The sequence below is a fragment of the Pedococcus dokdonensis genome, assembly GCF_900104525.1.
Taxonomy (GTDB): domain Bacteria; phylum Actinomycetota; class Actinomycetes; order Actinomycetales; family Dermatophilaceae; genus Pedococcus; species Pedococcus dokdonensis.
This window is the reverse complement of the sequence record NZ_LT629711.1, coordinates 2021022-2046909: the sequence shown is the minus strand read 5'-3', so window position 1 is coordinate 2046909 and position 25888 is coordinate 2021022. Positions and strand designations below refer to the sequence as shown.

General features: G+C 73.2%; 22 protein-coding genes. 12 read left to right on the top strand and 10 right to left on the bottom strand.

Annotated features, from left to right (window positions below; all coding sequences use genetic code 11):
• Window positions 1-9: 9 nt before the first annotated feature.
• Window positions 10-648: a CoA transferase subunit B gene (locus BLQ34_RS09665; RefSeq protein ID WP_091784614.1), complete on the bottom strand. Its 639-nt coding sequence runs from the start codon at window positions 646-648 to the stop codon at window positions 10-12.
• Window position 649: 1 nt separating this feature from the next.
• Window positions 650-1489 carry a CoA transferase subunit A gene (locus BLQ34_RS09660; protein ID WP_091784611.1) on the bottom strand — a complete coding sequence of 280 codons (840 nt, stop codon included), beginning with the start codon at window positions 1487-1489 and terminating at the stop codon, window positions 650-652.
• Between the two features lie 334 nt (window positions 1490-1823).
• Here BLQ34_RS09660 and BLQ34_RS09655 point away from each other — a divergent pair, with 334 nt between their 5' ends.
• A complete protein-coding gene (locus BLQ34_RS09655) occupies window positions 1824-3476 on the top strand; it encodes a peptidoglycan-binding domain-containing protein (protein ID WP_091784608.1) in 1653 nt (550 codons plus the stop codon).
• On the opposite strand, the gene BLQ34_RS09650 is transcribed toward BLQ34_RS09655, so the two are convergent.
• Window positions 3473-4174 (bottom strand): TIGR03089 family protein, encoded by a 702-nt coding sequence (locus BLQ34_RS09650; RefSeq protein WP_091784605.1) that lies wholly within the window; start codon window positions 4172-4174, stop codon window positions 3473-3475. The genes BLQ34_RS09655 and BLQ34_RS09650 overlap by 4 nt on opposite strands.
• Window positions 4174-4590, bottom strand: a complete 417-nt coding sequence (locus tag BLQ34_RS09645; RefSeq protein ID WP_091784602.1) for an adenylyltransferase/cytidyltransferase family protein — start codon at window positions 4588-4590, stop codon at window positions 4174-4176. Before BLQ34_RS09645 ends, BLQ34_RS09650 begins: the two co-directional genes overlap by 1 nt.
• Before the next feature lie 63 nt (window positions 4591-4653).
• Between BLQ34_RS09645 and BLQ34_RS09640 the strand changes: the two genes are divergently transcribed.
• Window positions 4654-6768, top strand: coding sequence for a hypothetical protein (locus BLQ34_RS09640; protein ID WP_091784599.1), 2115 nt, complete (start codon window positions 4654-4656; stop codon window positions 6766-6768).
• A gap of 10 nt (window positions 6769-6778) precedes the next feature.
• Here the strand turns inward: BLQ34_RS09640 and BLQ34_RS09635 are convergent, their stop codons facing one another.
• On the bottom strand, window positions 6779-7078 hold the full coding sequence (locus tag BLQ34_RS09635) for a hypothetical protein (protein ID WP_157692978.1): 300 nt from the start codon (window positions 7076-7078) through the stop codon (window positions 6779-6781).
• A gap of 6 nt (window positions 7079-7084) precedes the next feature.
• Window positions 7085-7876 carry an inositol monophosphatase family protein gene (locus BLQ34_RS09630; RefSeq protein ID WP_091789732.1) on the bottom strand — a complete coding sequence of 264 codons (792 nt, stop codon included), beginning with the start codon at window positions 7874-7876 and terminating at the stop codon, window positions 7085-7087.
• Between the two features lie 164 nt (window positions 7877-8040).
• Here BLQ34_RS09630 and BLQ34_RS09625 point away from each other — a divergent pair, with 164 nt between their 5' ends.
• The 5 genes from BLQ34_RS09625 to BLQ34_RS09605 all read left to right on the top strand — a co-directional run bounded on the left by BLQ34_RS09625 (window position 8041) and on the right by BLQ34_RS09605 (window position 14002).
• Window positions 8041-9012 (top strand): type IV toxin-antitoxin system AbiEi family antitoxin domain-containing protein, encoded by a 972-nt coding sequence (locus tag BLQ34_RS09625; protein ID WP_157692977.1) that lies wholly within the window; start codon window positions 8041-8043, stop codon window positions 9010-9012.
• Between the two features lie 86 nt (window positions 9013-9098).
• Window positions 9099-10220: a glycosyltransferase family 2 protein gene (locus BLQ34_RS09620; protein ID WP_231961008.1), complete on the top strand. Its 1122-nt coding sequence runs from the start codon at window positions 9099-9101 to the stop codon at window positions 10218-10220.
• Window positions 10221-10249: 29 nt separating this feature from the next.
• Window positions 10250-12136 (top strand): glycosyltransferase family 4 protein, encoded by a 1887-nt coding sequence (locus tag BLQ34_RS09615; protein WP_231961007.1) that lies wholly within the window; start codon window positions 10250-10252, stop codon window positions 12134-12136.
• A gap of 1 nt (window position 12137) precedes the next feature.
• Window positions 12138-13199, top strand: coding sequence for a lysylphosphatidylglycerol synthase domain-containing protein (locus tag BLQ34_RS09610; protein ID WP_091784590.1), 1062 nt, complete (start codon window positions 12138-12140; stop codon window positions 13197-13199).
• A complete protein-coding gene (locus BLQ34_RS09605; RefSeq protein WP_197674682.1) occupies window positions 13196-14002 on the top strand; it encodes a class I SAM-dependent methyltransferase in 807 nt (268 codons plus the stop codon). Before BLQ34_RS09610 ends, BLQ34_RS09605 begins: the two co-directional genes overlap by 4 nt.
• A 78-nt stretch (window positions 14003-14080) precedes the next feature.
• Here the strand turns inward: BLQ34_RS09605 and BLQ34_RS09600 are convergent, their stop codons facing one another.
• Window positions 14081-14782 (bottom strand): DUF3105 domain-containing protein, encoded by a 702-nt coding sequence (locus BLQ34_RS09600; RefSeq protein WP_231961006.1) that lies wholly within the window; start codon window positions 14780-14782, stop codon window positions 14081-14083.
• A gap of 112 nt (window positions 14783-14894) precedes the next feature.
• On the opposite strand from BLQ34_RS09600, the gene BLQ34_RS09595 reads away from it, so the two are divergent.
• Window positions 14895-15827: a DNA-3-methyladenine glycosylase family protein gene (locus BLQ34_RS09595; protein ID WP_091784584.1), complete on the top strand. Its 933-nt coding sequence runs from the start codon at window positions 14895-14897 to the stop codon at window positions 15825-15827.
• A gap of 11 nt (window positions 15828-15838) precedes the next feature.
• On the opposite strand, the gene cofE is transcribed toward BLQ34_RS09595, so the two are convergent.
• Together cofE and cofD are read right to left on the bottom strand one after the other, a co-directional pair.
• On the bottom strand, window positions 15839-16894 hold the full coding sequence (cofE, locus tag BLQ34_RS09590; RefSeq protein ID WP_091784580.1) for a coenzyme F420-0:L-glutamate ligase: 1056 nt from the start codon (window positions 16892-16894) through the stop codon (window positions 15839-15841).
• Window positions 16895-16896: 2 nt separating this feature from the next.
• The gene (gene cofD / locus BLQ34_RS09585) at window positions 16897-17868 is read right to left on the bottom strand and encodes a 2-phospho-L-lactate transferase (RefSeq protein ID WP_091784577.1); all 972 of its coding nucleotides are present in this window, start codon (window positions 17866-17868) and stop codon (window positions 16897-16899) included.
• 287 nt (window positions 17869-18155) lie between these two features.
• Here cofD and BLQ34_RS09580 point away from each other — a divergent pair, with 287 nt between their 5' ends.
• From BLQ34_RS09580 to BLQ34_RS09565, 4 genes are all read left to right on the top strand, one after another.
• The gene (locus tag BLQ34_RS09580; protein ID WP_153269213.1) at window positions 18156-18371 is read left to right on the top strand and encodes a WhiB family transcriptional regulator; all 216 of its coding nucleotides are present in this window, start codon (window positions 18156-18158) and stop codon (window positions 18369-18371) included.
• Between the two features lie 56 nt (window positions 18372-18427).
• Window positions 18428-21613 carry a glycosyltransferase gene (locus BLQ34_RS09575; RefSeq protein WP_172829384.1) on the top strand — a complete coding sequence of 1062 codons (3186 nt, stop codon included), beginning with the start codon at window positions 18428-18430 and terminating at the stop codon, window positions 21611-21613.
• A complete protein-coding gene (locus tag BLQ34_RS09570; RefSeq protein WP_091784572.1) occupies window positions 21610-23118 on the top strand; it encodes a DUF5719 family protein in 1509 nt (502 codons plus the stop codon). Before BLQ34_RS09575 ends, BLQ34_RS09570 begins: the two co-directional genes overlap by 4 nt.
• A gap of 90 nt (window positions 23119-23208) precedes the next feature.
• A complete protein-coding gene (locus BLQ34_RS09565; protein ID WP_091784569.1) occupies window positions 23209-25527 on the top strand; it encodes a hypothetical protein in 2319 nt (772 codons plus the stop codon).
• Here the strand turns inward: BLQ34_RS09565 and BLQ34_RS09560 are convergent.
• The gene (locus tag BLQ34_RS09560; RefSeq protein WP_231961005.1) at window positions 25509-25853 is read right to left on the bottom strand and encodes a metallopeptidase family protein; all 345 of its coding nucleotides are present in this window, start codon (window positions 25851-25853) and stop codon (window positions 25509-25511) included. The genes BLQ34_RS09565 and BLQ34_RS09560 overlap by 19 nt on opposite strands.
• Window positions 25854-25888 lie beyond the last annotated feature (35 nt).

The following is a 25888-nucleotide window of genomic DNA, read 5'->3' as shown; positions in this document are numbered from 1 at the left end:
GGCGGTCGGCTAGCCGAGGTCGACGGTGAAGGCCGGCTCGGTCTTCGCGCGGACCTCGTCCTCGGTCACGCCCTCGGCGAGCTCGCGCAGCACCAGCCCGTCCTCGGTGACGTCGAAGACGCAGAGGTCGGTGATGATGCGCTGCACGACACCGCGACCGGTGTAGGGGAGCGAGCACTCGTCGACGATCTTGTAGGAGCCGTCCTTGGCGTTGTGCTCCATCAGGACGATGACCTTCTTCGCACCGTGGACCAGGTCCATCGCGCCGCCCATGCCCTTGACCATCTTGCCGGGGATCATCCAGTTGGCGATGTCGCCCTTGGCCGACACCTGCATGGCGCCGAGGATGGCGGCGTCGACCTTGCCGCCGCGGATCATCCCGAACGACGTCGCCGAGTCGAAGAACGAGGAACCCCGACGCAGCGTCACGGTCTCCTTGCCGGCGTTGATCAGGTCGGGGTCCTCTTCCCCGTCAACGGGATAGGCGCCGACCCCGAGGATGCCGTTCTCGGACTGGAGCACGATCTCGACGTCGTCGGGCACGTAGTTGGGGACCAGCGTCGGCAGCCCGATGCCGAGGTTGACGTAGGAGCCGTCGGACAGCTCGGCGGCCGCACGCGCGGCCATCTGCTCACGGGTCAGTGCCATCTCAGGCCTCCTGGCGGTCGGTCGAGGACAGGCTCTCGCTGCCGGCGCCGGCAGCGGAGGGGTTGGCTTCGGGGCGGGGGCGCACGGTCCGGCGCTCGATCCGCTTCTCCTTCGCCTGGTCGGCGGTCAGCGGCAGGACGCGGTGCACGTAGATGCCCGGCAGGTGGATCGAGTCGGGGTCGAGCTCGCCCGGCTCGACCAGCTCCTCCACCTCGGCCACCGTGACCCGGCCGGCCATCGCGGCCAGTGGGTTGAAGTTGCGGGCGCTCTGGTTGAACACGAGGTTGCCGTGCCGGTCGCCCTTCCAGGCCCGGACCAGCCCGAAGTCGGCGACGATCGCACGCTCGAGGACGAACTCCTTGTCCTGTCCGTCGACCTCGAAGACCTTGGTCTCCTTGGCCGGTGACGACTTCGCGACGGTGCCGTCCGCGGCATACAGCCAGGGCAGGCCGCCCTCGGCCACCTGGGTGCCGGCCCCGGTCACGGTGTAGAAGGCGGGGATCCCGCTGCCGCCGGCGCGCAGCCGCTCGGCCAGCGTGCCCTGCGGGGTGAGCTCGACCTCGAGCTCGCCCGAGAGGTACTGGCGCTCGAACTCCTTGTTCTCCCCGACGTAGGAGGAGACCATCCGGCGAATCCGCTTGTCCTTCAACAGGATGCCCAGACCCCAGTCGTCGACGCCGCAGTTGTTGCTGATCGCCTCGAGGTCCTTCACCCCCGCATCGTGGATCGCCGCGATGAGCACGCTCGGGATGCCACAGAGCCCGAACCCGCCCACCGAGAGGGAGGAGCCGTCGACGATCCCGTCGATGGCGTCGGCCGCGGTGGAGACGACTTTGTCCATGGCGTGGACTCTAGTCGGATGCCTCCGGCCGCCTTTCGCGGTCCCTCCCCACGTCCCGGTGTGCCGGGTGCCCACCCCACATGCGACGGGTGGGCGTAGCCATGCGCGTGGCGGACGGAGCACGCGTGCGCCGGGGATGGAGCTGTGAGCCGTTCGGGGGAGGGTGATGCGAATTCCGTGGTTGTAGTTCACTCGAACCGCTTGTGACGGGTGATCACTGGTGGGACAAATGTCCTGCCTGCTCCACGAGTGACGCCTGGTCACCTGTGGGGCGGGTGTCCATACGCCCTCCAGCGGCTCGCGATCCGGGCCGCCATCCCCCCGTGGAGTCCTCGTGTCGCGTGCCGTGCGTGCCTTCGGCGTCCTCGCCATCCCCGTCCTCACCGTCCCCGTCGGGATGGCGACCGCGGATGCCGCGACGCTGCCCAAGCCGCCGACCAAGACCCTGCCGTCCGGGCTCGACGTCGCCTCGCCCTACCAGGCCCAGCGGCTCTGCGACCCGAACGCCAAGCCCGGTGTGGTGGCCTTCGCCAAGCTGATGTCGAGCCACTACAAGGTCGGCAGCGCCGACTGGGGCATCACCCGCAACTGCAACAGCGGGCTGACCGAGCACTCCGAGGGCCGGGCCTGGGACTGGATGCTCAGCGCCAACAAGCCCAACGAGAAGGCGATCGCCGACTCCGTCACCCAGTGGCTCTCCGCCCCCGACGCGCAGGGCCGACCCGGCGCGATGGCCCGCCGGTTCGGGATCATGTACATCATCTGGAACCACAAGATGTGGCGTGCCTACGACCCGGCCCGAGGCTGGGCTCCCTACACCGGCGCAGTGCCGCACACCGACCACATCCACTTCTCCTTCTCGTGGGACGGCGCCTACAGCCGCACGTCGTGGTGGACCGGCAAGCCGCTCACGACGGTGAGCCCCGGCCCGGCCTCGGCGCCGAAGCCGACCACCCCGCCACAGACCCCGTCGGCGGTCTACTCGCTGCTCATCCAGGGCGCGACAGGTCCCGACGTGGTGCTCGCGCAGAAGGTCATCGGCGTCACGCCCGACGGCATCTTCGGCCCCAAGACGGCGGCTGCGCTGCGCACCTGGCAGGGATCCCACGGGGTGAAGGTCACCGGTCAGCTCGACCCGGCGACGTGGGCGAAGATGGTGGCGCTCAAGCTGATCCCGCCGCGCAGCACGAGCACGCCGGCCAAGCCGACCACGCCGCCGCCCACGACGACCAAGCCGCCGACGACCCCGGCGAAGCCGCCGGTGACGACGCCCACGAAGCCGCCGGTGACGGCCCCCGTGAGCCCGCTCGCTGCCTACGCGAAGCTCACCCTCAAGAGGGGGTCCTCGGGCTCTGCGGTGGTCGCGCTCCAGAAGGCGCTCGGCATCACCGCCGACGGCGCGTTCGGCCCGAAGACCGAGGCTGCGGTGAAGGCCTTCCAGGCCCGGCACAACCTCCCGGCCACGGGCATCGTCGGCGCCTCCACCTGGGCGGCGCTGATGAGTGGCACGGGCACCTCCACGGGTGCGTCCCGCGGGACGACCCGGGTGGCCACGCCCTACACCGCCCTCATGTCGACCGTGCTGCGCAACGGTTCGCGGGGCGCCGGCGTCAAGACCCTGCAGCGCGCGCTGGGCGGGCTGTCGGTCGACGGCGCCTTCGGGCCCCGGACCGCGTCGGCGGTCAAGGCGTTCCAGAAGTCGCACCACCTGGCCCAGACCGGCGTCGTCGACAGCAAGGTCTGGCAGGCACTGGAGAACCGCGACTACCCGCTGCGCGCCTACTACGGCACGGTCCTCAAGCCGGGCTCACGTGGCGCGGCTGTCACGGCGCTCCAGAAGGCGTTGCGGGTCAAGGCCGACGGCGTCTTCGGATCGGCGACGGTGACGGCGGTCAAGGCCCTGCAGGGCCGGGCCAAGCTCGCCCGCACCGGTGTCGTCGCGACCCTCACCTGGCAGGCGCTCGAGGCGGAGCTCCGCCGCCGCTAGGCCTCTTGCGTGACGCCCTCGGCGGAGAGCCGCGAGCCCCGGCCGCCGGCCGGCTCGGGTCCGCGTGACAGCACCAGGGACCCGTCCAGCGACCAGGCAGCAAGCGCGGTGCCCAGCACCGCGCCGAGGTCACCCGCTGCGGTGTGTACTCGCACGCCCACGCCCCAATCACGCTGCGGCACAACGTCTTCGTATGCCGCGTCGCCTGCGCCCGTCACCGCGGGGTCACTGGGAGCCGGCTCGTCCCACGCGCTGAACTGGTCGGCATACGTCGCCAGCTCCTTGGCGTCGTCCATCGCGCCTGCGGGGACGGGCTCCGTGGCGCCGCGAGCCAGTGCGGCGAGGGTGACCAGGACGGCCGGGCTGGTGGTCGCCAGGGCGGGGTCGTCGGTGACGACGAGGTCGGCCTCCCCGTCGTCGAGGACGACGGTCGCACCCACCGACCACACGGCCAGCGCCCAGTAGAGCGAGCGCCAGTGCGGCGGGAGGGCGAGGCGCACCCGCGACCCCGGCGCGAGGTCCCACTCCTCCTGGAGGGCGTTCGCGGCCTTGCTGACCCAGTTGCCGAGCACCTTCGCGCTCAGCTCGATCCGCTCACCACTCGTCGGTCCCGGGGTGTCCTCGTAGAACGTGACCCGGGGACGACCCGGGTCGGAGCGCAGCAGCGCTGCGAGGACCTCGGCGGGAGTGGGTGGCATCAGGCGGTGTTGGCGATGTGCTCGATGAGCTCGGTCGTCGACACGGACGGGGTGCGCGGGAAGTAGACGACCTCACACAGGTCGGAGACGAAGTCGAAGCGACCCTTCCAGTCGTCGCCCATCGCGAGGACGTCGGCCCCGTGCTCGACGATGTAGTCGCGCTTGAGCTCGAGGCTCTCCTCGACGAAGACCTCGTCGACGAACTTCAGGCTGCCGATGATCTCCAGCCGCTCGTCCTGGGAGAAGACCGGCGCCCGGCCCTTCTTGGCCTCGTTGAGCGCATCGGCCGACACGCCGACGACGAGCCGGTCGCCGAGCGACGCGGCCCGCTTGAGGATCCGGATGTGCCCGACGTGCAGGACGTCGAAGGTCCCGAAGGTGATGACCGTGCGCGGGCTGCTCGTGGCGTCAGGCATGGCGGTGAGGTTATCGCGAGACCTCCGTCGACCCCACATCGTCGACCAGTAGCGTGGCCGACTGTGAGCAGCCGCGAACCCCGCCGCTACCCCTACGCACCCGACCCCGGCGACGCCCCACTGGGCCGCGGCGCAGCCTGGGGCGGCTGGCTCGTCACCCGCACCGTGGTGTGGTCGGCGCTGCTGCTGGTGCTCGGTTCGCTCGCCGCGGCGCTGCTGTCGCTCGGCGGACTGTGGCAGCCGTGGGTCGCCGCGGCCGTGCTGCTCGGGCTCGCCGTGGTCTCGGGCTTCGTCGCGGCGCTCGTCCCCGTGCGCCCCCTGCCGGTCTGGTCGGCCGGCCTGCTCGTGGCGCTCGCCCTCGGCGCGATGGTGTGGGCCGGCACGACGCACTCCGAGCAGGTGCTGCCGCGGCGCGACTCCGGCTCCTACCTGCAGTCGGCGATCCAGCTGGCTGCGGGACACCAGCGGCCGATCGACGTCGCACCCGGCACGGTCGGCGGGGCGGACGTGCTCGACATCGACGGCATCACGCTGGCCAGCCCGGCGTTCTACCAGACCGGCACCCCGCAGGACCCCAGCATCCAGCCGCAGTTCCCGGTGGGGCCGTCCGCGTGGTACTCGGTGGCGTGGTGGCTCGGCGGCCAGGCCGGCGTGGCCTGGGCGCCCGCGATCCTCTTCGGCCTCACCGTGCTCGGGGTCGGGCTGCTGACCGCGACCGTCGTGGGTCCGCGCTGGGGGCCACTGGCCGCCCTGGCCACCGCCCTCGTCTTCCCCTTGCTCCACGTGGCCCGCTCGACCTACTCCGAGCCCGTCGCCCTGCCCGTCCTGGTCGCCGGCCTCCTGGCGATGGTGCTGGCAGCCCGCAGCGCGGCATACCCCGACGTCCTGCTGGCCCGCCGCACGGCGGTGGTCGCGGGCGTGCTCATGGGTGGCGCCATCACGATCCGTGTCGACGCACTGCGTGAGGTCGTGCTCGTCGTGCCCGTCGTGGTGCTTGCCTCGCTCCAGCGGCAGGCGCACGCGCGAGCACTCGGCCTGGCGACCGCGGTCTCCGCGACGGTCGCGTTCGGGGTGACCTGGCTGACGTCGAGCGAGTACCTGCGCAGCATCGCAGGCTCCCTGCTGCCGCTCGTGGCGATGGGGGTCGCGGCCTGCCTCCTCGGGGTCGTGCTCCTCGTGGGTGGGCGCCGCGGGTGGTCCCTCCCGACCGTCGCCCGGGCCTGGCTGCCGCGGGTGCTCGCGGGTGGGTTCGTGGTCGTGGGCCTGGTGCTCGCCAGCCGGCCGTGGTGGCAGGTCGTGCGCCAGTCGGCGGCCGACCCCGGCGCCCGCGTCGTGGCCGGTCTGCAGGCGCGTCAGGGACTGCCCGTCGACGGGGGTCGCACCTACGCCGAGCACACCCTCGTCTGGATGGCCTGGTGGCTCGGTCCCGCGGCGCTCGCGCTGGCCCTCGTCGCCACGGCGGTGCTGGCCCACCGCGCCGCGGCGGCCTGGGTGGACGACCGCGAGCTGCCCGCCTGGACCGGCGCCGCGGTCGTCACGATCGGGTCGACCCTCCTCACCCTCTACCGCCCGGGCATCACGCCCGACCACCCGTGGGCCGACCGGCGGCTCGTCATCGCGTTGCCGACCGTAGTGGTCCTCACCGTGGCCTGCTCCGCGTGGATCGCGCAGACGCGGCTGCGCCGCATCCCGTACGTCGTCAACGTCGCCGCCGGCCTCGCGGTCGTGGCCGCCCTGCTCGTGCCCACCGCCCTGGCCACCCGCCCCCACGTCGACGAGCGGGTCGAGCTGGGGGAGTGGGCCGCTGTCGACACGGCCTGCCGGTCGCTGCGGCCCGGTGACGTGGCGCTGATGGTCGACTCGCGGGCCGCCAACGAGTGGCCGCAGGTGTTGCGCGGCTACTGCGGCGTCAGCGCGCTCTCGACCACCTCGGCGCTGCGCAACGACCCGGTTCGCCTGGGCGCCGCCGTCGAGCAGGTGCAGTCGGCCGTGGAGGACCGCGGTGGTCGGCTGGTGCTGGTCGCCGCCGACTCGACCGAGGCCCTCGAGCGGCTGGGGCTGAAGGGAGCCGTGGTGGGGACCGATGCCCGCGTGCAGGAGGACGACCGGCTGCTCGAACGACGCCCGGATGCGTTGGTGGAGCTACCGATCCGCCTCTACCTGGCCCGGCTCGGCTGACGCCGGGGGATCAGTCCAGCAGCCTCCACGTCGTGGTCGTGCCGTCGGGACCGACGAGTGATCCCACAGCGAGGGCGTCGCGGACCAGCCGCCGCACCTGCTCCTCGTCCTCCACTCCCGCTTCGAAGTACACCGTCACCACGACCTCGTCGCCCTCCGGGCGGCTGTCGGTGAAGTGCTCCCACCGGCACGGGCCGTCGTGCTCCCAGTGCCCGCAGAGGGCCGTCGTCACCGCGCCACCGAGAGCGGCCGGGTCGCCGACGAGGCCGGCCACCCGGCATACCTCGTGGTGCTGCCAGGTGCGCGACACGGTCGGTCAGCCGCGTCGCGCGAAGGCGTCGGACGCGTGCCGGCGCACCGCCTCGAAGGTGCCGCGGTCGGCGGCGACGATGATGCCGGGGGTCAGGACGACGGGGGAGTATGCCGTGCCGTCGGCGTGCCCCGCGTGGCCGCCGGCCTCGCGGACCATCAGGGTGCCGGGCGAGTGGTCCCAAGGGCTGTTGCGGGCGTAGAGGATGTAGTCGCAGGCGCCCTCGAGCAGGCGCGGGTAGTCGACACCGCAGCAGACCCACGAGCCGACGAGCGCCGGCAGCGAGCCGAGCGAGTGCCCGCGCAGCGGCCAGATCGAGGTGACACCCTTCGGCGGGACGCCGTCGCCGACCGGTTCACGGGTGACCCGCACGCCGTCGCGGTAGACACCGGCACCCTTCTCGGCGACCCACGCGACCTGGTGCTCGGGCTGCCAGATCCACCCGCGCACCGTCTCGCCGCGGACCACCTCGCTCACCATGACCGCGTGGTCGGGCGAGCCGTGCACGAAGTTCTTGGTGCCGTCGACGGGGTCCACCGTGAAGGCGTGCTCGGCCGCGACGAACCGGTCGATCGCGGTCGGGTCGGTGGAGGTCAGCTCCTCGCCGAGGACGAAGGCGTCGGGGTAGGCCGCGGACAGCTCGCGGGTGAGGATCGCCTCCGACTCCTGGTCGGCGATGGTGACGAGGTCACCCGGGTTCTTCTCCATCACCTCGCCGTCGGCCAGCGAGCGGAACCGCGGGGTGATGACCTCGGCCGCGACCTGCTTCATCAGGTCCAGCACCTGTTGGGTGTCCACGTCCACACCGTTCCACACTCGTATCGCGACCCGACAGGGGGTCCACCCTGGCTGACCCCGCGAGTCTGAAGGATGTTCCGCATCCAGGCACGGGAGATCCTTCAGAGTCGCGGGGGTGTGGATGACTCAGGGAGCCAGGGGCGCACACCGGTCAGAGTGGTCCGATGGGGGTGGACTGGAGGACGCTTCGTCAGCACGCCGATCGACAGTTCGACCTGTTGACGCGGGCGCAGTGCCTCGCTGCCGGCATGACCGACGAGGCCGTGCAGTGGCGGACGTCATCCGGGCGATGGGTGCGGATGCGCGCGGGCGTCTTCCTGACGCGACCGGGCCGGGAGGGCTGGCACGTCACGGCCACGGCCGACCTCTTGCGCTGCCAGTCAGCCGGACCGACCGCCGATGCGGCCTTCTGCGGCCGCTCGGCTCTGTATCTCTGGGGTCTCGATCGCAGGCCGCCGAAGGTCTCCGAGATCGTCGTCCCGTACGAGCGATCCATCGCCTCGGGGCCGACCGTGCGGGTCCGTCGTTCGGTGCGGTGGGAGGACCTCGTGGACGACACGGCATACCCATGGCGCACCACCCTGCCGGCCACCGTCCTCGACGTGGCGGCACAGGGGACGGCCGTCGACGCGCTCGCGACCGTCGCCCGCGCAGTCCAGAAGGAGGTGGTCTCCACCGGACTCCTGCGTGCAGAGCTGGCGAGCCGTCAGGGCCATCGACACAGCCGGGTGCTCGTTCCTGCCCTGACCGATGTCCAGGACGGTGCGCAGAGCGGGGCGGAGGTGCTGTACATCCGTGATGTCGAGCGAGCCCACGGGCTCCCCACGGCCACCCGACAGGCGCCTTCCGACGTGGGCGGTAGGAGGTTCCACGACAACGAGTACGTCCCTTACCGCTTGGTCGTCGAGGTCGACGGCCGGCTCGGACACGAGCGCTGGGCGGATCGGGTCAAGGACGGCCGACGAGACCGACAGCTGTTGTCGGTCGATCGCGCCACCGTGCGGGTCTTCTGGGTGGATGTCGCCGCCACGCCGTGTGACACCGCGGTCGACATCGGTGCCGTCCTGCGCGCCCGCGGCTGGCTGGGTCGACCGCGACCATGTCGTCGGCACGGATGCAAGGTGCCTCGACTCTGAAGGATCTTCCGGACCAGGGCACGGACAATCCTTCAGAGTCGATGGTGACTCCGCTGAGGAGAGGCGGCGGGTAGGCTCCTCGCGAGATGAGCGAGCACCCCAGCACCGGCCCCACCGTCCCCGTCACGGAGCGCATTCCCGTCGACCCCCCGCAGGTGTCGACCCCCGTCACCGAGGTGGTCCCGACCCAGCCGACCCCACCGGCCCCGCCGGCGCCGGCCGCCCCGGCAGCCGAGCCGCCGATGCACCCCGCCGACGCGGCCTACCTCCCGGCGGTCGAGCCGGCCGCAGCGCCGCTGCCCGGCGAGCCCGGTCACGGCAAGCCCTACGTCACCATCGTGCTGCCCTGCTACAACGAGGGCGAGCACGTCCTCAAGGAGATCGACCGGATCACGGCGGCGATGAACTCCAGCGAGTTCACCTACGAGGTGCTCTGCATCGACGACGCGTCGACCGACAACACCCTCGAGGTGCTCGAGCAGGCCAGCCGCGACTACGCCAACATCCGGGTGATGCCGTTCCGCCGCAACGGTGGCAGCGGCACGGCCCGCCGGATCGGGACCCAGCAGGCCTACGGCGAGATCGTCGTGTGGACCGACGCCGACATGACCTACGAGAACGAGCGGATCCCCGACCTGGTCCGGATCCTGCGCGACGACCCGAGCTACGACCAGGTCGTCGGAGCACGGACCACCGAGGAGGGCACCCACAAGTGGGCGCGGGTCCCGGCCAAGTGGCTGATCCGCAAGATCGCCGAGAAGCTCTCCAACCAGACCATCCCCGACCTCAACTCGGGACTCCGCGCGTTCCGACGTGAGGTGTCGCTGCCCTACCTGCGGCTGCTGCCCCCCGGCTTCAGCTGCGTCACGACGATCACGCTGGCGTTCCTGTCCAACCAGCACGACATCAAGTACGTGCCGACCAGCTATGCCAAGCGCGCCGGGGTGAGCAAGTTCCACTTCGTCCGCGACGCCTACCGCTACATCCTCCAGGTCCTGCGCATGGTCATGTACTTCGACCCGCTCAAGGTGCTCATGCCGCCGGCCCTGTGGCTGATCGTGATCGGCCTGGTCAAGGGGGTCGTCGACATGGTGCGCCACCCGTTCTACTTCCCGGCGAGCACGGTGCTGCTCATCGTCAGCGGGATCATGATCGGGTCGCTGGCGCTGCTGTCCGACCTCGTCGTGCGCTCCCGGACCGGCGTGTGAGCCCCAGCGCTGCCCTGAAGGTGGCCGTGGTGGGACCCACCCACCCCTACAAGGGAGGCGTGGCCGCCCACACCACGAGCCTCGCGCACGAGCTGGCCGAGGCCGGCCACGACGTGACGCTGGTGTCGTGGTCGCACCTCTACCCGTCCAAGCTCTATCCCGGCGAACAGGCCGTGCCCGGGGGTGCTCCCGACGTCGAGCCGTTCCCTCGCACGGTGCGCGCGCTGAGCTGGGCCCGACCTGACACCTGGGTGCGCACGGGTCGCCGGCTCCGGGCCTTCGACGTCGTCGTGGTCGTGCACGTCATCCCGGCCGTGGTGCCGGCCCACCTGGCTCTGCTGCGGGCCGCGGGAGCCGGACGCCGCTCGGTGCAGCGCAGAGCCGCGCACCGCGGACCCCGCACCGTGGTGATCGCCCACAACGTGCTGCCCCACGAGACGCATCCCGGTGACCGCGAGCTGATGCGGCAGTTCCTCGAGCGGGTCGACTCCGTGCTCGTGCACAGCGACGAGCAGGCCCGCCTCGCCTACGAGCTGGGCGCGCCCCGCGTGTCGGTCACCGACCTGCCGCCGCACCTGCCCGGCGGCGCCCCGGTCGACCGGGTCGCCCACGACGGGCCGCCGCGGCTGCTCGCGCTGGGCATGGTCCGCGACTACAAGGGCGTCGACCTCCTCCTCGAGGCGCTCGCCGACGTGCCCGGACCCACCCTGACCGTGGCCGGCGAGATGTGGGGCTCCAGCGGCGAGCGGGTCAAGGAGCTCGCCCAGGACCCCCGACTGCGCGACCGCGTCGAGGTGCATGGTGGCTACGTGCCCGCCGACCGGCTCGCCCCCTTGTTCGCGGCGCACGACGTGCTCGCGCTCACCTACCGCAGCGCCACCGCGTCGCAGAACGTCCTGTTGGGGCAGCAGCACGGACTGCCCGTGCTGGCCTCCGACGTCGGCACCTTCGGTGGCCAGGTGCGGGACGGGGTCGACGGGATCCTCGTGCCCCCCGGCGACAAGGCGGCGCTGGTGGCCGCGCTGCAGCGACTGGCCGAGCCCGGCGTGGCGGCCCAGCTGCGCGAGCAGGTCCGCCCGCCCGACCTGTCGGGGCCGTGGGCCCGCTACATCGGGTCGATCGAGGCGCTGGCGGCTGACGAGGCCGGCGCCGAGCCGGACGACGACGCGGACGCGACCGACGCACCCAGTGGAGCCGCAGCCGTCGTCGGGCACCTGCGCCACCGGGTCGCCAGCACGGTCCGGGCCGTCGTGGCGGCCTCCCGCCCCGAGGTCGAGCTGGGCCGGGCCGACCTGCCCGACTGGGTGCGCGCCTCCGACATCCTCGCCGACGGCAACGACGCCGATGACGCAAAGGCGCTGGCCCGCAGCCTCGGCCTCCCCCGCAGTGGTGACGCCATCGCTGCATGGGCCGCGCTCGGCGCCCTCGCCGCCATCGTCCGGGTCCGCGACGACGGGCGGCGCAGCGCCGTCATCGTCGACGAGTCGGGCAGCCGCTCACCGTTCTCGCGGTGGGCGCGGGCGATCGGCTTCGCGCCGGTGGAGCTCGAGCTCACCGGACACCGGTCCAGCGTCGAGGTGCTCGACGTCGACACCGCCTCGCTCGACGTCATCGTGCGGCTGCACCCGGGCGGGTGCGACGCCGACGACATCGACGAGGCGATGAGCCAGGCCTCGTGGGCGCTCAAGTCCGGCGGGCTGCTCTGCGTCACCCTGCCGATCGGCCACCTCGGCGCGGAGGGCGCGCTGGGCCCGGCCGACGTCCGGGCGGTCCTGGCCCGGTCGCACGACTTCGGCTTCGTCCTCGTCGGTGACCTCGACGGCGACATCACCGGCCGGATGCGGTCGGCCTCCGGCTCCTCGTCCCGCACCGACGCCGCCTACGGACTCCTGCGGCTCACCCTGCGGAGGCGCTGAGATGGCCAGTACGCAACCCGGCCCGGACGCGACACCCCCTACCCCCTCCATCCCCTCGACTCCCACCACCCGCGCTCGCGTCTTCAGCGGGCTGCGGATCCTGTTGGCGCTGTTGGTGGTCGGCGCCGTCACGGTGGCGGTCGCGAAGAACTGGCGGGAGGTGTCCGCCGACATCGGGCGGATCGACGGCGCGACCTTCGCCCTCGCAGCAGTGCTCGTCTGCCTGCCGCCGATCTTCACGGTGCTGGGCTGGCGGATCCTGATGGCCGACCTCGGGTCGCCGCTGCACGTCGCCCCGGCGGGTGGCATCTTCTTCGTCGGCCAGCTGGGCAAGTACGTGCCGGGCGCGGTGTGGAGCATCGTCGCCCAGGCCGAGATCGGGGCCCGCCTGCACATCCCGCGCAAGCGCTCGGCCGTCGTCGCGTTCGTCTCGGTCGCGATGGCCGCCATCTGCGGGTTGATCGTCGGTGCACCCGCGCTGCCGCTGCTGATCACCCGGGACGACTCGGCTGCGCGCACCGGCTGGGCCCTGCTGCTCGCGGTGCCGCTCCTGGCCGTCGTGCTGTGGCCGCCGCTGCTCAACTGGGGGATCGCGACGGTCCTGCGGATACTGCGGCGCGAACCCCTCGAGCACCGCCTGTCGGGTCGGGCCGTCCTCAGCGCGACCCTGCTGTTCATCGCCGCGTGGGTCTCCTCGGGTCTGCACGTCCTCGTGCTGGCCCGCGCGACGGGGGGCGACGTCGCGACGGGACAGCTGCTGCTGGCGAGCCTGTCCGGCTTTGCGCTGGCGTCGTCGATCGCGATGTTCAGCGTCGTGCTGCCGGCCGGCGTCGGGGTGCGCGAGGGCGTGCTGGTGCTGATCCTCGCGCCGGTGACCTCGACCTCGGCGGCGACCGCCGTGGTGGTCCTCTCGCGCTTCCTGACCGTCGCGGCCGACGTGGTGTTCGCGCTCGGCGGCTGGGTCTACGCGCGCTCGCACCACCTCGTGACCACACCGCAGGAGCGGGCCCACGACCACATCGACGTCGATCCCGACCGCTCGGCCGAGGAGACGCGGTCATGAGCCGCGACCCGGACGGCGGGCGCGAGGAGCAGCTCGCCTACTCCGAGCTGATGGGCGCGATGCTCGACGAGCGCAAGCGTCGGCAGAAGGCCCAGAAGATCCTCGCCGTGGTCCGTCACGCCCTCGGCCGCGACGACCTGGCGGGCCTGCGGGCGCTCGACGTGGGCTGCTCGGCCGGGTTCATCGCCGACGAGCTGGCCCTGGCCGGAGCACACACCACCGGTGTCGACATCGACGAGCCCGGGCTGCAGGCCGCGCGAGCCCGGTTCGGCGACCGGGTCGAGTTCAGCCTGGCCCGCGGTGAGGCACTGCCCTTCGGCGACGGCTCGATGGACGTCGTCGTGTTCAACCACATCTACGAGCACGTCGTCGACCCCGAGTCGGTCGTCGCCGACCTCCACCGCGTGCTCAGCCCGACCGGGGTGCTCTACCTCGGCATCGGGCACAAGCACCAGGTCGTCGAGCCGCACTACACGCTGCCGTTCCTGTCGTGGCTGCCCCAGCGAGCAGCCGACCGCTACCTGCGGCTGACCGGCAAGGGCGAGCACTACTACGAGCACTACTACTCCCGGGCCGGCCTGCGCCGCCTGTTCGGCGCCTTCGACGTGTGGGACTACACGCTGCCGGTGCTCGCAGACAGCGCCGCCTTCGCCGGCACCGACCAGGTGCCCACCTGGGTCTCCCGCGTGCCCGGGCCGGTGCTTGCCGCGGTCGCGCCGCTGGCACCCACCTACATCTGGGCGGCCTTCAAGGACACCAGCCCCGCGGGGCCGGCCCTGCGGGTCAACCCCGTCCACCTCTAGGCCCGGCCCCCTGACACCGGTATGCCGCCCGCTCGGGTGAGCGGGCGGCATACCTGTCGGTGTGGCCGGGGGCGGGCGTCAGGCGGCGCCGGGCTCCTGGGTGTCGTCCTTCGGGTACTTCTTCACGAAGTCGATGACGACCTGGCCGGACAGGTCGCCACAGAGCTGGCGGTGGCCGGCGTCCTTGGCCCAGTGCGCCAGCGCGTAGGGCTTGTCGGCCGGGAAGGCGCCGCGGCTCGCATCCCACTCGACCACCTTGAACTTGCCGCTCGACTCGGGCAGCTTGTCGGCCTTGTTGGCGACGTCCTTGAGCAGGGTGGTGTCCTTCACCTTGGTGCCGTCGTACCAGAGGATCGTGTAGCCGTGCTCGAGGTTGTGGACCAGGGTCTCGAGGACCGGGCGGTCGGCGGCGGTGTAGAAGTCGCGGCCGCTGACGTCGGGGCTGACGAAGTGGGCGCCGTTGCTCGGCGGGATCGTGGCGTACTGGACCGAGGTCTGGTCTTCCTTGTTGGTGCCGGGACCGACGTGCTCACCGGAGCCGCTGTTGGCGTCGGTGGTGACGGGGTCGCACTTCGCGGCGGCGACGGAGACGCCCAGGCTGGGAAGCTGCTTGCCCTTCGCGTCGTTGACGGCGTAGAGGACGACCCCGGTCAGCCCGGCCAGCAGGACCAGGCAGCCGATCACGATGCCGGCGACGACCTTGCGTTCCTTTGCCTTCTGCTGGTTCTGGATCTCGGCCAGTCGGGCCTTGCGGTCCTGGCTCGCGCGCTTGTTTGCCACGGCTTCCTCGGGGTCGTCGTCGGGTCGATCGGGGTCGACCAGGGGTCGGGTCGCGCAGAGTCTACGTGCCCTCCCTGCGGGCTCTGTCACCCCAACGCGCGACACTGGCCACATGTCCCCGACTGCCGAGCTGACGCGCACCTGGCGTCCGGGCCGGGCGACGGCGGTCGGTCTGATCATCTCCGCGTTCCGGCGCGGGAGGGGCGACCCCACGTTCCAGGCCGACCGCGGCGACGGCTGGTGGCTGGGCCAGCCCACGCCGGCGGGACCGGCCACGCTGCGGCTCGTGCAGCGCAGCGACCTCGGTGAGGTGGTGGCGACGGCCTGGGGTGCTGGCGCCGAGTGGGCACTGGCGCACGTGCCGTCCCTGCTCGGCGAGGGCGACGACGACACGGGTTTCGTGGCGCACCACCCGCAGGTGGCGACGGCCTGGAAGCGGTATGCCGCGTGGCGCGTGCCGCGCTCGGCCCTGGTCATGCACGCGTTGGTGCCGGCCGCGATCGAGCAGAAGGTCACCGGCCAGGAGGCGTTCGCCGGCTACCGCACCCTCGTGCACCGGTTCGGGTCGCGCGCCCCCGGGCCGGGGGAGCAGCGCCGGCTGTGGGTCGCGCCGACCGCGCAGGAGTGGGCGGCAATCCCGACGTGGGACTGGCTCGCCGCCTCTGTCGACGGAGCCCGGTCCGGCACGGTGGTCCGGGCTGCCAAGGTCGCCGGGCGGCTGGAGCAGTCCGTCGACCTGCCGCTCGAGGCGGCGCACCGGCGACTGCGGTCGGTGCCCGGGATCGGGGTGTGGACGGCGGCCGAGGTGGCCCAGCGCGCGCTGGGTGACCCCGACTCGGTGAGCTTCGGCGACTACCACGTGGCCAAGAACCTCACCTGGGCGCTGTTGGGTGAGGCTCGCGACGACGATGTCCTCGCCGAGCTGCTGGAGCCCTATCGCGGCCACCGCTACCGCGTGCAGCAGCTGCTCACGTTGTCCGGCGCGGCCCGTCCTCGCCGCGGTCCGCGGATGGCTCCGCGGACCCACCTGCCCACCCGGCGTTAGGCCGACCGCCGTCAGCGGTCGGTGACGGTGAGGCGGGCGCGGACGTCGCCGTCCGGTCCGGTGAACTCGGCGCCGTCGAGGGTCGAGTCGAGCCCCTCGCCCCAGAGGGCGACGCGCACCCGGCTCACCAGCTGGCCGACCTGGAACGCCGTGTCGGCGCAGACCTCGACGACTCCCTCGGTGCTCGTGTCGGCACCGCACCCGAAGGGGTTCAGCGAGACGGCGATCGTCACGGCGCGTTCGACACGCACGCCGACGGGTTCCGGTGCCACGGAAGGGATCCCGAGCTGCTCGGCGCCCGAGCTGCCGGGCTCGAGCCCGAGTGCTGCCCGCACCGCCTCGGCCCGGCCGTAGTCGAACCAGTCCTCGCGACCGCTGCGGATCAGCGCCCGGGCGCCGGGTCCGCGATCGGTGCGGGCCCACGCGGTGCCACGGACGACGGCGGCCGGGATGGCCTCGGCCTTGCCCTTGACCAGGTCGGCCGCGGCGGCCAGCTCGTCGCCCACCGCTCGGGCCGTCACCGACAGCGCCCGGCCGTCGGCGTCGACCCCGCCACGCAGGTCGTCGACCACGTCGAGACCGGCAGCCCCCAGTGCGAAGTCGGTCTGGCCGAACCGCCACGGACGTCCGGCGGTGTCGCTCAGGACCACCCCGATCCGGCTCAGCCCGGTCGCGGCGAGCAGCGTGACGCGCAGGCGCTCGGCCTCGGCGTCGGGGTCGGCGGGCAGGAGGAGCACCCCGTCGTGGTCGCCCGTGTTGGAGGCGTCCACACCGGCGGCGGCCATGATCGGTCCGGCGGTGGACTGCACGATCCGGGTCAGCCGGTCGCCGGCCATCCGCTCGGCCACGACGCGCACCGTCTGGCTGGCGACCGCCGCGCTCTTGATGGCTGAGTCGGCCCACAGGCCAAGGGATTTCGAGACGATCTTGCTCGACACGACGACGACGTCGCCGTCCTCGAAGGTGAGGTCCAGCGCAGCGGCGGCGTCGAGCAGCAGGGTGCCCAGGTCGTCGCCGGGCCGCACCTCGGGCATGCCGGTGAGGGGGGTGACCGAGAGGGCCGGCATCGTCACGCTGCCAGCTCGCGGGCCAGGTCGAGCGCAGCCCCGGCGATGTCGGCGGCAGCGTCGGTGTCGGTCATCAGCAGTGGCCGGCTGCGCACCGTCGCCCGGGGCAGGCGCACCGACGCCTCGTCCTCGGGCGCCACCAGCCACCCGTCGAGGAAGTCCTCGTACAACCCGGCCACGGCCGCCGCGGTGGACTCGACCCCGATGGCGGCGAGGCACGCGTCGGCGTGGCCGCGCACCGGCATACCGCCGATGAGTGGCGACACCCCGACGACGGGAGCAGTGGTGCCCCGCAAGGCATCTCGCACCCCGGGCACGCCCAGGATGATCCCGATGGAGACCACGGGGTTGCTCGGCGGGAGCAGCACGACATCGGCTCCGCGGATGGCGTCGAGGACCCCGGGCGCCGCGGTCGCGCGGTCCATGCCGACGGCCTGGAACCGCTGGGCCGGGATCGAGGCCTGGTAGCGCACCCACCACTCCTGGAAGTGGATGGCCCGCTGTCCGTCCTCGTCCTCGACGACCACGTGGGTCTCGACCGGGGAGTCGCTCATCGGCAGGAGGGTGATCCGCTGGTCGGGCAGGCCCCACCGCCGCGCCAGGCGAGTGGTCACCTCGGAGAGGGAGAGTCCCTGCCCCAGCCACTGGGAGCGCACGACGTGGGTGCCGAAGTCGAGGTCGCCCAGGGTGAACCACTGCGGCACCGCGCCGTAGGCCGCGAGCTCCCCGAGCAGGCGGTGGCTCTCGTCGGCCCGTCCCCAGCCCTGTCCCTCGTGGATACCGCCACCAAGGGTGTAGAGCAGGGTGTCGAGGTCAGGACAGACGCGCAGGCCGAACAGGCTGATGTCGTCGCCGGTGTTGCCGATGATGGTGAGCTCGGTGTCCGCGAGGCCGGGGGAGCGGTCAAGGTGGGTGCGGAGGCCGCGCAGGAAGCGGGCACCTCCGACGCCGCCGGCCAGTGCCGTGATGCGCATGTCCGCAGTCTTGCAGCCCGGTTGTCGGCCGCGCCCGGCGGCTCCCACGGGCTGGGAAGCGGTCCTCTACCGCACCTCTAGCGCTGGCGGAAGAGGCGTTATCAAGGTTCGACCGATCGGGCAAATATCAGACTTCCGCTTGACGAACCACGTATGACACGCGTGTAATTCCATTGTTGTGACCGAGCACCGGTCACACGTTTTGGCACAGGGCGGCGCACCGGGTCGAGGAGGAAGCCGTGCAAGAGCTTCAGTTGGTCACCTTCGAGGGTGGCGAAGAGGTGGAGATGTCGTGGCAGGAGCGTTCGCTCTGCGCCCAGACGGATCCGGAGGCGTTCTTCCCCGAGAAGGGCGGCTCGACGCGCGAGGCCAAGAAGGTCTGCGTCGGGTGCGAGGTCCGGGCCGAGTGCCTCGAGTACGCGCTGGCGCACGACGAACGGTTCGGCATCTGGGGTGGGCTGTCCGAGCGTGAGCGTCGCAAGCTCAAGAAGCGTGCGGTCTAGTCGCCGGCGCGGCGACACCTCGTGACCTGCGTATGACGCTTGCCCCGCCCCATGACGTGACGGACCCCGCAGGACCTCCTGCGGCGGTCGCGACGGTGACGGCGGTTCTGGTCCTGCGTGGACCGGCCTCGGCGCTCCCGGAGACCCTCGACTCCCTGGCCCGCCAGACCCGGACCCCGGACCGCCTCGTCGTGGTCGACCCCGGCCGTGACGAGCACGACGGCAACGCCGTCGAGACGGTGCGCTCGCACCGTGCCGTGCTGGAGGCCATCCCCTCGGTCAGCTTCGTGACCGTCGCCGATGGTGCGTCGCGCGGCACAGCATCCCTGGCGTGCGCCGTGCGCGCGGCCCTGGCCAGCGCCGAACCGCGTGGCGCGGAAGGAGTCGATCCCGCCACCCACGTGTGGGTGCTCACCTCCGACAGCGCGGCCGCCCCGATGACCTTGGCCCGCCTGCTCGACGCGGTCCGCCGCAGCCCCTCGGTGGGGGCGGCCGGCCCCAAGCTCCTCGACTGGACCCGTGCCGGGGCGCTGCACTCGGTGGGCCTGCAGCTGACCCGCAGCGGCCGGGTGATCCCGTCCCCGGCTCCGGGCGAGCCGGACCAGGGACAGTACGACCGCCGCAGCGACGTGCTGGCGGTCCCCGCGACCGGCATGCTCGTCGAGCGCGAGCTGCTCGACGGCCTCGGCGGTGCGGAGCGGGCCTTCGGCGACTTCGGTGCCGACGTCGACTTCTCCTGGCGCGCCCAGCAGTCCGGTCGTCGGGTCGTGGTGGTCCCGCGCGCGACGGTGCGCACCGGCGCCCGGGGCGGCCCCGACGACGTCCTGCCGACCGACTCAGCCACCCGGATGCGGCGGCAGGCCCGCCGGGTCGCGCTGGCCCGCTGTGCGTGGTGGTCGCTGCCGCTGCTGTCCGCCTGGATCGTGCTGTCGAGCACCCTGGCGACCGTCGCCCTGCTCCTCGCGAAGCGGCCTCGCGCCGCGTGGGCCGAGTTCTCCGACATCGGCGCGGTGCTGACACCGGGCCGGGTGCTGGGAGCGCGCTGGCGGTCGCGCGGCACCCGCCGGGTGCGGCGCCGCGACCTGCAGGGGTTGTTCGTGCCCCCACGGACCGTGCTGCGGCACACCACCGACCTGATCCACGACGAGGTCGCGCTCGAGTCCGGCCAGGGCGACCCGGGCCGGGTCACGGTGGCCGAGTCGGGCCCCGTGGCCGACGAGGCACAGGACCTCAACGTGCTCGGCGCCACGCTGGCGTCGCGGGCCGCCCGCAACCCGGGTCTGCTCATCGTCCTGGCCATGACCGTGGTGTCTGCCGTGGCCACCCGTGGGTTCGGTGGCAGCTTCGGCGAGCGGCTCGACAACGGCCTGAGCGGTGGCGAGACAGTGGGTGTCCGCGCCGGGGCCGGCACGCTCTGGCACGCCTGGCTCGACGGCTGGCACGGCTCGGGCCTGGGCACCGGCGGTGAGCAGGGCCCACACCTCGCGGTGCTGGCCGGGCTGTCGTGGGTGGCGAGCCACCTGCCGCTGGTCGGCACCCCGGCGTCGCCGGCCGGTGCGGTCGTCACCACGCTGGTCACCTTCGCCCTCCCGCTGGCGACGCTCACCGCATACCTCGCCGCCCGGGTGGTGACCCACTCACGCCTGCCGCGGGCGCTGGCCGCCCTGGCGTGGTCGACGACGGCGGTGCTCGCCACTGCGGTCGGTTCCGGCCGCCTCGGGGGCATCGTCGCCGCGGTCCTCCTCCCGCTCGTCGCGGCCGGTGTGGTGCTCGCAGGTCGGCGGGGTGGCAGCACCACCGCCACCGCCGCGACGATCCTCGCCGCGGCCGTGCTCGGCGCGTTCGCCCCGGCCCTGCTCGTCCTCGTCGTGCTGGCTGGCCTCGTCGTGCTGGTGGCCGGCCACGGCGGAGCGCGCGTCCGCGGCCTTGCCCTCGCCCTCGGGCCGGTGCTCCTCCTGGGTCCGTGGGTCGCCGAGCTGTTCGAGCGGCCCGCGCTGGTCTTCACCGGCCCCGGCCTCTCGGTGTGGGGCACCGCCCAGGCGCTGCCCTGGCAGATCGCCCTGCTGCACCCGGGTGGCGCCGGGTCCTACCCCGTGCTGCTCTCCGTGCCCCTGGTCCTCGCCGGCCTGCTGGGACTGCTGCGGGCCGGGCGCCGAGACGCGGCGGCCAGCGTGCTCGCGGTCCTGGCCCTGGTCGGACTCGGGTATGCCGTCGTGGCGCCACGCATCCACCTCGGCACCGTCCCGCAGGGTCGGCCCGCAGCCGGCGAGCCGATCACCGCGTGGGCCGGCACCGGACTGCTGGTCCTCGCGCTCGCCCTCGTGGCCGCCGCCCTCCTCGGTGCCGAAGGCCTTGCCGTGAGCCGTGCGCGCGGCGGGTGGCAGGCCCTGGCGCGATGGCCGGTCGCGGCCGCCCTGGTGGGCGCCGTCCTGGTCAGCGCGGGGTGGCTGACCTGGCGCACCGTCGGAGACGACCTCGGTGCCTGGCGTGACCCGCGGCCGGCCGTCGCCGTCGACCAGGCCGAGAGCGGGATCGGCAACCGCATGCTGCTGCTCACCCCTGAGGGTGACGGCCTGAGCTGGCAGCTGCTCGGCCGCGAGGTCGACGACGTGGCCCGGTCGCTGCCCACGCCCACCGCCGACCGCCCCGACAGCACCGAGCTCGGCACGGCGGTCGGGTCGCTCTTCGAGCAGGGCGCGGCGCCGGGGGTGCTCACACCAGCCGCAGACCTGTCCGACCAGGCGGTCGGTTTCGTCGGGCTGCGGGCCGATGCCACCGACCCTCGCATCCGCTCGCTCGATGCCACCGCAGGGCTCAGCCGGCTCGGCGAGCACGACGGCGTGACCTTCTGGCGGGTGCTCCCCGGCGGTGGCCGCGCCGCCGACGACGCGGTGGCACCGTCGCGCGCGCAGATCGTCACGAAGCGCTCCGAGCAGGCCATCCCGGTCGCCGGTGCGCACGCCCGCCTCGACGTGAAGGCCGTCGTCCCCCAGGGTGCCTCGCTGGTGCTGGCCGAGCCCGGGTCCTGGGTGCGGCACGCCAGGGTCAGCGCCAACGGCCGCGTGCTGGCTCCTTCCGGTGACGCGGCGGCCTACGCCCTGCCGGCCGGGGCCACCACGATCACGGTGGACGTGCTCCCGAGCGCTGCCACCTGGCGCTCGGCGCAGGGGATCCTGCTGCTCCTGGTCGTCTTCCTGGCGGTGCCGTTCGGCAACCGCAGCTCGAGGCGGCGGCGCCGGTGAACCGGTCAGCCAGCGGCCTGGTCCGCACCTCGCTCGTCGCCCTCGCCGGCGTGGGCATCGTCGTGGCGGCCACGCACAGCGACGGCGCCCTGGCGCTCGGGTCGGGCGTCGGCGCCGACCGGGCCAGCACCGCCGTCACCAGCCCGGTGCGCAGTTCCTCGCTCGTCTGCCCCGGTCCCGAGCTCAAGGGCCTGCAGGGCGTCGACGACGCCCAGGTGCCGGTGCGGGTCGCCGCGGCCGCCGCACCGGTGCGCGCCATGACCGGCACGCAGCCCGCCTCCGGAGCGGGCCGGCTCACCCTGACCCGTATGCCGAGTGGCGGGCTCGGTGCCCCCGTCACCGCCCGGGGTGCGACCGCCTCCGCGAACCAGGCCGGCGCATCCGGCGTGCTCGTCACCGGGACCGAGTCGATGGCCGCGGGGGTCGCCGCCGTCCAGAGCTGGCTGGTGCCCTCGGGTGACCTGCGCTCGCTCGGCGGGGCGCCGTGCGGCCGGCCCGGCGCCGAGTTCTGGATCGTGGCCGGGGGAGGTGACCCGGGCCGCCAGGAGCGGCTGGTCCTGACCAACCCCGGCGGCAACCCGGTCACCGTCGACGCGACCCTGCACGGGCCGGACGGCCCGGTCTCGTCCCCCAACGGCAAGGGCATCCTCGTGCCGGCCCACGGGCGCACCTCGTTCCTGCTCGACTCGATCTCCGGTGACCTGGTCAGCCCGGTCGTCCACGTCGTGGCCGAGGGCGGCGTCGTGGGAGCCGTCGTCAACGACACCTGGCTCGACGGCACCCGGGCCGCAGGGTCCGATGACGCCGTGCCCACGGCCCCGCCGTCGCGCGACCAGGTCATCCCCGCCGTCTCGGTCACCGGCTCCGCGCTGTTGCGGGTGGCGGTGCCGGGCAGCTCCGAGGCCGTGGTCCAGGCGCGGGTGCTCACCGCCCAGGGTGCTCGTGCCCTGCCGGCCGGGGGAGTGATCCGCATCGACGGAGGCACGGTGCGTGACATCGACCTGTCCAAGCTCCCCCCTGCCACCGTCGGCATCCAGGTGCGCGCCGACGTGCCGATCGTCGCGGCGGCACTGGTGACGCGGGCCAAGCCCGCCCAGCCGAGTGACCTGGCCTGGGCCTCGTCCACACCCGTCCTCACCGGGGTGGCCGGTATGCCGCTGACCGCTCCGGGCGGTGGCTCGGCTCCGGGCGGCGGCTCGGCTCCGGTCCGGCGGCTGGTGTCGGTGACCTCGTCGGGTGACACGGCCGGGGTCGAGGTCGTGACCGTCGACGCCAAGGGGGCGCAGACCTCCCGCCGGATCGAGGTCGGCGTCGATGCCACCTCGATGATCGACGTCACCGGGGCCGCCTCGGTCTGGGTGCACCGGGTGTCCGGCGTCGGGCAGGTGCGCGCTGGTGTCGTCTCCCGGCTCGAGGACGCCCAGGGCGAGCTGATCTCGATCGCGCCGCTGAGCGATGCGCTGCTGCGGACGACGTCGGTGGGGCTCCGCGAGGTCACCCCCTAGCTCGCGGACCCGCCACGACCTCCGCCGAACGACCGATATGGGGGCATTCAGGGCGCCTTGGGGACGGTGTTCGTCCTATCTTCGTCCCTGATGCCCACCGCCGACCGCCTGCCCACACCCCTGCGCAGGGCCTCACCCGGCGTCGTCGCGGCGACGGTCTGCGTCCTGGTGGCGATCGTCCTGCTCGCGGCCTGGGGTGTGCGGCCGATGGAGCTCGCCCGCTACGCCGCCTACTGGGTCGGCGTCGTCGCGCTTCCGGGCGTCCTGGTCTGGCGGGTGCTCGGCCCCCGGCTCCGGTATGGCGTCGAGGACCTGGCGGTCGGGGCGTCGCTGGGTTATGCCGCGGAGGTGGTGGGCCGGATCGCGTTCACCGCCGCCGGCCTGCCGCCGGTCGCCGGGGCGCTCGCTCCCTCGGCGCTGTCGGTCCTCGCCTTGGCCGTGCCCTCGATCCGCCGGCGCGCCGCCCGGCCCTGGGTGGCCCTGCCTGCGGCGGTGAGCTGGGGGTACGCCGCCATCGCCCTGGTGACCTCCGTCTGGTTCGCGTTCGGGTACTTCGCCCGGCAGCCGGTGTCGTGGACGGGTCGAGGGGGCCCGGAGAACGACCTCCTGTTCGCGCTCGCCCTCGCGGGTGAGGCGACGCACCGGTGGCCCCTGGAGTTCCCGTGGGTCCAGGGTGAGCCGCTGCTCTACCACTGGTTCTTCGCCGAGCACCTGGCCAGCGCCACCCAGCTGACCGGCGTGCCGCTGCCCACGCTGGTGCTGCGACTGGACCTGCTGCCCGCCATGGCCCTGGTCCTGCTCGGCACCGGAGCCCTGGCCACCCGGTTGGCGCGACGCTCCTGGGTCGGGCCGTTGGCGGGGGGCCTGTTGCTCGTCGTGCAGGACGCGTCGGCCCTTCCCTGGTCGAAGCTGCTCGCCCAGCCGACCGCCGACCTCATGGGCGTGCCGTACGACGTGAGCTTCTGGTGGAGCACCAGCGGGGCGTTCGCCGCGGTGGTGTTCACGCCCCTTGCCGTCCTGCTCGTCGACGTCGTGCGCGGGGCCGCTCGACGCCGCACGTGGTGGTTGCTGGTCCCCCTCCTCGGCGTCGGAGCCGGAGCGAAAGCCTCGGTGCTGCCGGTCGTGCTCGCCGGGACTGCCTGGGTGGTGCTCAGCCAGTGGTGGGTCACGCGCCGGTTGAACCGGCCGGCGCTGACCGCACTCGTGGCCGCCGGCGTGGTGTTCGCGGCGTCGTGGGCCACGATCTACGGCGGGCAGTCGCAGAGCCTGGTGCTGGGGCCGTTCCGCTACGTCCTGACGACAGCCCTGGGCTCGCTGCTGCTCGGCGACACGGTGCCCGGCCGGTCGGCGCTCGTCCTCGTGCTCGCGCTCATCGCCTGCCTCGCGACCCTGCTGGTGCCGGTCGCCGGTCTGGGGCTGCTGCTCAGCGACCGGCGCGCTCGCACCGACCCCGCTGCCCAGCTCGCCCTGGGCGGCCTGATCCTCGGTGTGGCCGGCGTCGTGCTGCTCTACCACCAGGGTCAGAGCAACCTGTACTTCCTGCGGACGGCGCTGCCGCTCCTCACGGCCGCCGCGGCCTGGGGCGTCTCGACGCGGGTCGCCAGCGGTGTCCCGGTGAAGGCGTTGCGTCCCGCAGCCGTTGCATTCGCCGCCGGTCTCGTCGTGATGGCCGTGCTGGCGCTGCGCGACTGGGCGGTGTTCGGGCCCGGGCAGGGCGCACTCAGCAGGTTCGGCCAGGTGCTCATCCCCTGGGCGGTGCTGGCCGTGCTCGCGCTGGCCGCCGCGGCATACCTCCGACGGTCGCCGGGCCGCCGCGCCGTCCTCGGGCTCCTGCTGGTGCTCTTCCTCGCCGGGGCCGGGGCGGTGCGGGTCCCGGGGCAGGCGGTCGGGTGGGTGGCCAGCCACCCGGTGGGGTGGGTGGACCAGCAAGCCAACCCGTCGCAGCAGATCGACGCCGACGGCGTCCGCGCCGCGCGGTGGATCGCCAGCCACAGCGGGCCGGATGATGTCGTCGTCACGAATGCGTTGTGCAGCAACGGATCCAGCGCTGAGGTCGGAGTTTGCGTCAACCGCACCTTCTGGGTCGCGGCCTACACGGAACGGCGCACCGTCGTGTCCGGTTGGGGCTACACCGCGACCGCGAACCGGCTGGCCACCGAGACCGGTGCCGTGAACAACTGGGAGGTCCCGTTCTGGGACCGCGCCCGGTGGGACGCCGTCAGGTCGTTCCTGGCCGATCCGAGCACGACCGGCGCCGACCAGCTGGCGCAGCGCGGCGTGCACTGGGTGCTCGCGGTGCCGGGTTACGACCCGGTCGGCGACCGGATGGGTGACGTGGCGGATCCGGTCTTCCGGGCCGGCGGCGCGACGGTCTACCGGCTGCGCGCGCCTCAGCCGCCGTCGTCGTAGCGCGGGTCGAGGTCGCCCGGCGCGAGGTTGAACAGTCCCGCGACCTGCTCCACCACGACGTCCTGCACGATGGCGGTGAGGTCGCGCTGGCTCTCGGCGCGGGCCTCGATCGGCCTGCGGTAGATCACCACCCGGGCCGGCTGGCGACCGCGAGCGGGGAAGGCCCGCCCGAGCGGCACGCCGTCCCGCTCCCACGGGGCCGGGTCGGTCGGGGGGACGTCCTCGACCGCGAACTCCACCTGCTCGAACCGCGGGCCCAGCCGGCCCTCGAGCCGCGCGGCGCTGTCGAGCACGAGGTCGTCGAACTGCTGGCGTCGGCTGGTCATCGCGGGCACCGCCGGCCACGCCATCGGACCCCTGA